We start from the raw sequence: 6,000 nt of genomic DNA, 5'->3' as shown, positions 1-6,000 counted from the left end.
GGTGGGCGTGGACCGGGGGGTGGTCACGGCCGCCGTGACCTCGGACGGGGAGTTCTTCGACCGCCGCCACGCCGGAACCAGCGGTGTCTCCTCCCGGCAGCTGCCCCGGGAGACGAAACGGGACCGGCAGGGCGACCTGGGGTATGTCACGCCCGGCGAAGCGGAACGGTATCTGCGGTTGCAACGCCGACTCGCCCGCACGCAGAAGGGATCGAGGCGCCGCAAGAGGGTCAGGGCTGCGATGAGTGAGGTCATGCGGCGAGTGCGGTGGCGGCGCGCTGACTTCAACGCCCAAGCCGCGCACCGGCTCACCCGCGCCTACGGGCACGTGGTCATCGAAGACCTGAACACCAAGGGCATGAGCGCGGCCGTCAAGCCGAAGCCCGACCCCGACTGGCCGGGCAGGTTCCTGCGCAACGGCGCGGCGGCGAAATCCGGGCTCAACACGGCGATTCTCGACAAGGGCTGGTACGGGCTGGAAGTCGCTCTCCGCTCCAAGGCCCGCTATACCGGCAGCGTCATCCATAAGATCAACCCTGTGTACACGTCCCAGACGTGCCCGGAACCTGCGTGCGGGAAGGTGGACGAGAAGAGCCGCAAGAGCCAAGCGATCTTCTCCTGCACCTCTTGCGGGCACACCGAGCACGCCGACATCATCGGGGCGAGGAACATCAAGAGCAAAGGACAGGCGGCCGGGCTGGTCGTCTCAGGGCGTGGAGACCCACCCGGGTCCGCGAAACGTCAAGCACCCCGTCCCACAGCACGGGCCGCGCAAGCGGCACGAGCTGCCGCATAGCGGCACGGGAATCCCCGCCCCTTCAGGGCGGGGAGCAGGTCAAGAGGTTCCCCGGCTTGCCGCCGCCCGTTACGACTCGTCCCTTGGCCGTCTAGATCCTTTGGTGCGACCCCTGTGACGGTCCGGCGGAGTGGAGGAAGGCGGTCCGTCGCGGTCGGGGTCCCTGGGGAGGGATAGCTCTTTCGTGGGAGAAGAAGAACGACCCTCGGTGAGGGGACCTCGTGCCGGTGCTCCGCCCGCAGGGGGATCGGGCGGATGGCCGGTTGCCCTACGTAGTGAAGATTGCCCAGAGTGACGGGCGGCAAACCACAAGTCACGAGACGGCCAATGACACGCCGGTTCGTTCTCCGCTCTAGTCGAAGAACTGCCAGATGCTGAACCTGCGCACGTAGAGAGGCGTGGCATCCCGGCCGAGCACTCGGATGCGCCTGATGCGTGTCTTCTGGTTCATCTTGACCTTCACGCACTTCAGGTGCGCGCCATGGAACCCAGGCAGGGCGGAGTAGGAGATGGACACGGCGCGGTGCGCCAGACCCCGGTCGGAGAGTCCCAGCCCCACCTCCCGGTAGAGGCGCCTCGAACCCTTCAGGGCGAACGCGGTGGAGCCGATGAGCGCGTGATTCGCCTTCGGCGGGCAGTGCACGAAGATCCGGACGTGGCTGGCCTGGCGGGGATCCCAGGGGAGGACGCGGAGCGACGGGACGTTCTTCAGCTCCGGGGGGATGGCGGTCTTGGAGCTCTTCTTGTTGGTGTTCGCGGTCGATGTGGGTGTGGGCGTAGGTGCGGGGGTGGCGGTCGGCTCGGGTGGAGTGCCCTGGCTCACCAGGAGAGTGGCGGCCACTCCGATTCGTGTGACGAGACGCATAGGTTCCTCCTGCCGGACGTCCGGGTGGTGTGACGTGGGCGTCGGTGCAGGGGGAGGTGCCCGGGATTGACGCGGATGGGGGCGTCAGGTTGATCGTCTTTATTATGTCGGTGGCGTGGCGAACAGAGCGGAGCCGCGCTGGTACGAACCTGGAACGAACCGGGTCAGGGCCGCGCTGGGGTCAAGCCGCCGTGGTCAAAAGCCGTCGTGGTCACAGGGGGAGGGGTCTGCCCACGATCGCGTACTGCTCGTAGCCGCCCGGGAAGAGGAACGGGCTCAGCAGATCGGTGAACCCCATGCTGGCGTACAGGTGGCGGGCCGTGGTGGGGCGGTCGTGGGTGGACAGGACCGCCGAACGCTCGCGGCGGCCCGCGCACAGCGTGGCGATCATGGCCCGGCCGATGCCCTTGCCCTGGTAGTCGGGGTGCAGGTGGATCTCGGCCAGTTCGAACGCGTTGCCCAGCCAGGCGTCGGCGACCTCCCTGCCCGCCTGGTTCTCCAGCGCGCGGAACACGACGTCGTGCCACCACTGGCCCGGCGCGCCCCGGAAGCCGTAGGCGAAGCCGACGATCTTCGGGGGGTACGCCTCCGACTCCCCACGCAATTCAGCGAAATAGCACTGGAAATATGGGTATGTCCCGTGATTCCGCATGATGGCCTTGCGGCCGGTGATCTGGTCCGCGGGCGGGCGCATGGCGGCGGCGTAGATGCCGATCACCGTGTCCAGGTGTTCGGTGAACTCCGCCTGTCCCGCCCCACGAAACTCGATCACGCGTCGCACACTACTCGACGTCGACGGGGGTGCCACCGGTGATCCGCACCAGCTCATCGAATGTGGTGGGAAAGACCGTGAGCGGATGCCCGCCGGCGGCCCATACGACCTCGTGCTTGCTCAGCCAGTTGTCCACCAGGGTCCGCACCGGGGCCGGATGCCCGACGGGCGCGACGCCGCCGATCGGCTGGCCCGTCGCCGCCCTGACGAACTCCGGTGTCGCCCGCCGTACCTTCTGGACCCCCGCCGTGCGGGCGATCAGCTCGACGTCGACGCGGTGCGCGCCGCTGGTCATGACGAGGAGCGGCGTGCCGTCCGCGTCGAAGATGAGGCTGTTGGCGATGGCGCCGACCTCACAGCCGACCTGCGCGGCGGCGGTGGCCGCAGTGGGGGCTTTTTCCGGCAATACGATGATTTCTCCCTCAGCACCTAGCGCGCGGAGGGCGGTTTCCACCAGAACGGCGTTGGCAGGCAACTTCTCAGGCATGGGCACACTCTAAACAGGTTGACCATTGCATTAACCTGACATGGTCCTTTGATAAGAATGTTCATGGTTTGAGAGGTGGTACGGGTGGGGGACCGACGGCTGCCCGGCGTGGCTGCTCTCTTGACGGCTGGCGCCCTAGTCCTGACGGGGTGCGGTACGACCGTCACCCATGCGCGGTCGGCGGCCGCGCCCGCGATCGTTTCCATCACAACGACACCCATCACAACGACACCCATCACAACGACACCCATCACAACGACACCCACCGCGGCGCCGCCGACTGTGGCGGCCTCCGAGGCCGGGCCCACCACGACCGTCGCCGCGCCCAAGAAGACCCTCAAGCTGGGCGCCAAGGGCAAAGCGGTCACCTGGCTGCAGACGCGCCTCAAGGAGCTCGGCTACCGTCCGGGCCGGGCCGACGGCAGCTACGGCGGGTCCACGATGACCGCCGTGTGGGCCTTCCAGAAGGTGAACGGCATCCGGCCCACCAGCACGATCGCCAAGCGCACGTGGACCGCGCTGGAGAACCCCAGGACCCCCAAGGTCCTGGTCAAGAACGGCAAGCCGACCCGCGCCGAGGTCAACCTGACCAAGCAGATCATGGTCCTGTACGTCGACGGCCAGGTGAAGCTGATCACCCACATCTCGTCCGGCAGCGGCGTCCCGTACTGCGAAACGGCGAAGTGGCAGGGCAAGAGCCAGCGCTTCTGCGGCTCGGCCAGGACGCCCACGGGCGACTACAAGACGACGTGGCGGGCCAAGGGCTGGCACAGGTCGTACCTGGGGCAGCTGTACAACCCGATCTTCTTCAACGGCGGCATCGCGTTCCACGGCGCGCTGTCGGTGCCGCTGTACCCGGCGTCGCACGGGTGCGTGCGAATGCCGATGAACGTGGCGGTCGAGCTGCCCGGGCTGCTGGGCAAGGGCGTGCCGGTGCACGTGCGACGCTAGCCTCGCCGGTGACAGGTCCGTGAGCTTCGGGAAGTTCTCGCCCGAGGTTCGCGGACCTTTCGGCATCCCGGGCCCTGCGGATGATCGTTGCAGGACGGTCTCGTCGTGAGAGGGTCCGGCGCTTACGACGGCCCCCGCGGGCTCCCTGGCGGCCCGTCGGCGGGGGAGCCGGGGGTGATCAACCCCGTCTCGTACGCCAGTACGACCGCCTGAACCCGGTCCCTGAGGCCGAGCTTGGACAGGATGCGCGCGACGTGGGTCTTCACCGTCGTCGGGCTGAGGCTCAGCCGGTCGGCGAGTTCGGCGTTGCTCAGCCCGGTGGCGAGCAGGCGCAGCACCTCCAACTCCCGGGGCGTCAGCTCCGACAGGTCGCGGTGGACGGCCGCCCTGGCCTCGTCGCGGCGGGCGAAGCGTTCGACCAGGCGGCGGGTGATCGACGGGGCGAGCAGGGCGTCACCCGCGCGGACCAGGCGCACCGCGGCCACCAGGTGCTCGGGGGTGACGTCCTTGAGCAGGAACGCGCTGGCCCCCATGGTGAGCGCCGCATAGACATAGTGATCGAGGTCGTAGGTGGTCAGGATGAGGACGCGGGTCTCGTCCGCGGCGCCTGCCATGATCTGCCGGGTGGCTTCGAGGCCGTCCATCTCCGGCATCCGGATGTCCATCAGCACGACGTCGGGCCGGGTGCGCCGGACCGCGGCGACGGCTTCGGCGCCGTTGGCCGCCTCGGCCGCCACCTCGATGCCGTCGGCGGCGAGGATCATCCCGAACCCGCTGCGTACCAGCGCCTGGTCGTCGGCGATGACCACGCGCAGCGGCCGGTTCATGTGATCGTCCATGGAAGCCTCGCCTTGATCTGGTAGCCGCCGCCGCTCCTTGGTCCCGCCTCCAGGGTGCCGTCGTAGAGCGCGAGCCGTTCGCGTAGCCCGACCAGGCCCCGGCCCTGGCCGTCTCCGGCGTGCGTCGCCCGCCTGCCGCCGGTGTCGGTGACCTCGATCTCCAGCCAGTCGCCGCTGTGGCCGATCGTTACGGCCGCCGCGGCGCCGGCCGCGTGCTTGATGGTGTTGGTCAGGGCCTCCTGTACGACGCGGTACGCGGCCAGGTCCACCCCCGGCGGCAGCGGGCCGGGCGGTGGAGAGACCTCGACGCTGACCGGTATTCCGGCTTCGCGGACCCGTTTGATCAAGGAGTCCAGCTGGTCGAGTCCCGGTTGTGGTTCGAGCCCGTCGGCGCTGCCCACCGCCCGCGCGCTTTCCGGACCGGCCAGCAGGCCCATGACGTGGCGGAGTTCGGCCATGGCGGCCCGGCCGCTGGCCTCGACCGCCAGCATGGCCTGCTTCGACCGATCCGGCGCCGCGTCCATGACCTTGCGCGCCGCTCCGGCCTGGATGACCATCACGTTCACATTGTGGGTGACGACGTCGTGGAGTTCGCCGGCGATCCGGGAGCGCTCCACCTCGACGGCCCGGCGCATGTCCTCCTCCTGAGCCTGCCGCAGGGCGTCGAGCTGTCGCCTCCAGAACCGGCCGAAACTCGCGGCGACTCCAGCGCTGAGCAGTACCACGAACGGGCCGAGCCAGCTCGGCAACGGCGGCACGGAGTCCTTGAAGGCCGCGCCGGCCAGGACGGTCGCGAGGACGATGCCGCCCATCGCCAGCGCCCGGTAACGACTGTGGGCCACGGCGCCATAGGCGGCGATGGCGAACGTCAGCACGGTGATCCAGGTCGCGTCGTCGGCCGTGGCCAATGCCGCGACCAGCACCACCCCGAAGGTGGTCAGCGGATACAGCCGCCGTACCGCCAGCGGCAACGCCGTCAGAACCACCAGGAGGGGAAGCGGGCCCGACGGGTCGTCGGCGGGCCGTACCAAACGGTCGGGCCGGACATCGCCGCTTCGTGGCTGAGGAGCGGGCCGCAGTCGCAAGGGCTCCATCAGGGAGTGCTGTCGCACGTCGACGCGGCGGAGATCACCGTCGGTCGTGCTCGCCGTCGCGGCCACCGCGACAACGGTCAGGAGGATCGCGAGCAGTAGGTCGGCGAGGAGTAACCGGCGCGAGGGCCGGGCGGGTTTCTGCTCGGGGCGCAGCACATCCAGCCCGAGCTGCCACCATCCACGTCGTTCGCTCACT

Annotated in this window: 7 protein-coding genes; 2 read left to right on the top strand and 5 right to left on the bottom strand. The window is 69.0% G+C overall.

Features of this window, described 5'->3' with window-relative positions:
* Positions 1-796, top strand: a 796-nt coding sequence (locus AB0B64_RS29735; RefSeq protein ID WP_358181206.1) for a transposase, incomplete at its 5' end; no start/stop codon positions are given.
* A gap of 352 nt (positions 797-1,148) precedes the next feature.
* On the opposite strand, the gene AB0B64_RS29730 is transcribed toward AB0B64_RS29735, so the two are convergent.
* The 3 genes from AB0B64_RS29730 to AB0B64_RS29720 form a co-directional block, all read right to left on the bottom strand.
* Positions 1,149-1,661 (bottom strand): hypothetical protein, encoded by a 513-nt coding sequence (locus AB0B64_RS29730; RefSeq protein ID WP_358181204.1) that lies wholly within the window; start codon positions 1,659-1,661, stop codon positions 1,149-1,151.
* Positions 1,662-1,872: 211 nt separating this feature from the next.
* On the bottom strand, positions 1,873-2,433 hold the full coding sequence (locus AB0B64_RS29725; RefSeq protein ID WP_358181201.1) for a GNAT family N-acetyltransferase: 561 nt from the start codon (positions 2,431-2,433) through the stop codon (positions 1,873-1,875).
* A 10-nt stretch (positions 2,434-2,443) separates the two neighbouring features.
* Positions 2,444-2,920 carry a YbaK/EbsC family protein gene (locus AB0B64_RS29720; RefSeq protein WP_357945173.1) on the bottom strand — a complete coding sequence of 159 codons (477 nt, stop codon included), beginning with the start codon at positions 2,918-2,920 and terminating at the stop codon, positions 2,444-2,446.
* A 282-nt stretch (positions 2,921-3,202) separates the two neighbouring features.
* Between AB0B64_RS29720 and AB0B64_RS29715 the strand changes: the two genes are divergently transcribed.
* Complete coding sequence (locus AB0B64_RS29715; protein WP_357639797.1) at positions 3,203-3,871, top strand: L,D-transpeptidase family protein; 669 nt, start codon at positions 3,203-3,205, stop codon at positions 3,869-3,871.
* Between the two features lie 122 nt (positions 3,872-3,993).
* Here the strand turns inward: AB0B64_RS29715 and AB0B64_RS29710 are convergent, their stop codons facing one another.
* Complete coding sequence (locus AB0B64_RS29710; RefSeq protein ID WP_357945176.1) at positions 3,994-4,710, bottom strand: response regulator transcription factor; 717 nt, start codon at positions 4,708-4,710, stop codon at positions 3,994-3,996.
* On the bottom strand, positions 4,695-5,999 hold the full coding sequence (locus AB0B64_RS29705) for a histidine kinase (protein ID WP_357945178.1): 1,305 nt from the start codon (positions 5,997-5,999) through the stop codon (positions 4,695-4,697). The genes AB0B64_RS29710 and AB0B64_RS29705 overlap by 16 nt, the downstream gene beginning before the upstream one ends.
* Between the last annotated feature and the right edge of the window lies 1 nt (position 6,000).

Origin of the sequence: Nonomuraea sp. NPDC049129, assembly GCF_040648495.1 — a bacterium.
GTDB lineage: Bacteria > Actinomycetota > Actinomycetes > Streptosporangiales > Streptosporangiaceae > Nonomuraea.
The sequence above is the reverse complement of the archived record's forward strand: the minus strand, read 5'-3'. Positions and strand labels throughout refer to the sequence as shown.

What these genes read in the sequence shown, in the direction of transcription:
- AB0B64_RS29710 (WP_357945176.1), bottom strand. Translation starts at nt 4,710, where the DNA reads ATGGACGATCACATGAACCGGCCGCTGCGCGTGGTCATCGCCGACGAC.
- AB0B64_RS29720 (WP_357945173.1), bottom strand. Translation starts at nt 2,920, where the DNA reads ATGCCTGAGAAGTTGCCTGCCAACGCCGTTCTGGTGGAAACCGCCCTC.
- AB0B64_RS29730 (WP_358181204.1), bottom strand. Translation starts at nt 1,661, where the DNA reads ATGCGTCTCGTCACACGAATCGGAGTGGCCGCCACTCTCCTGGTGAGC.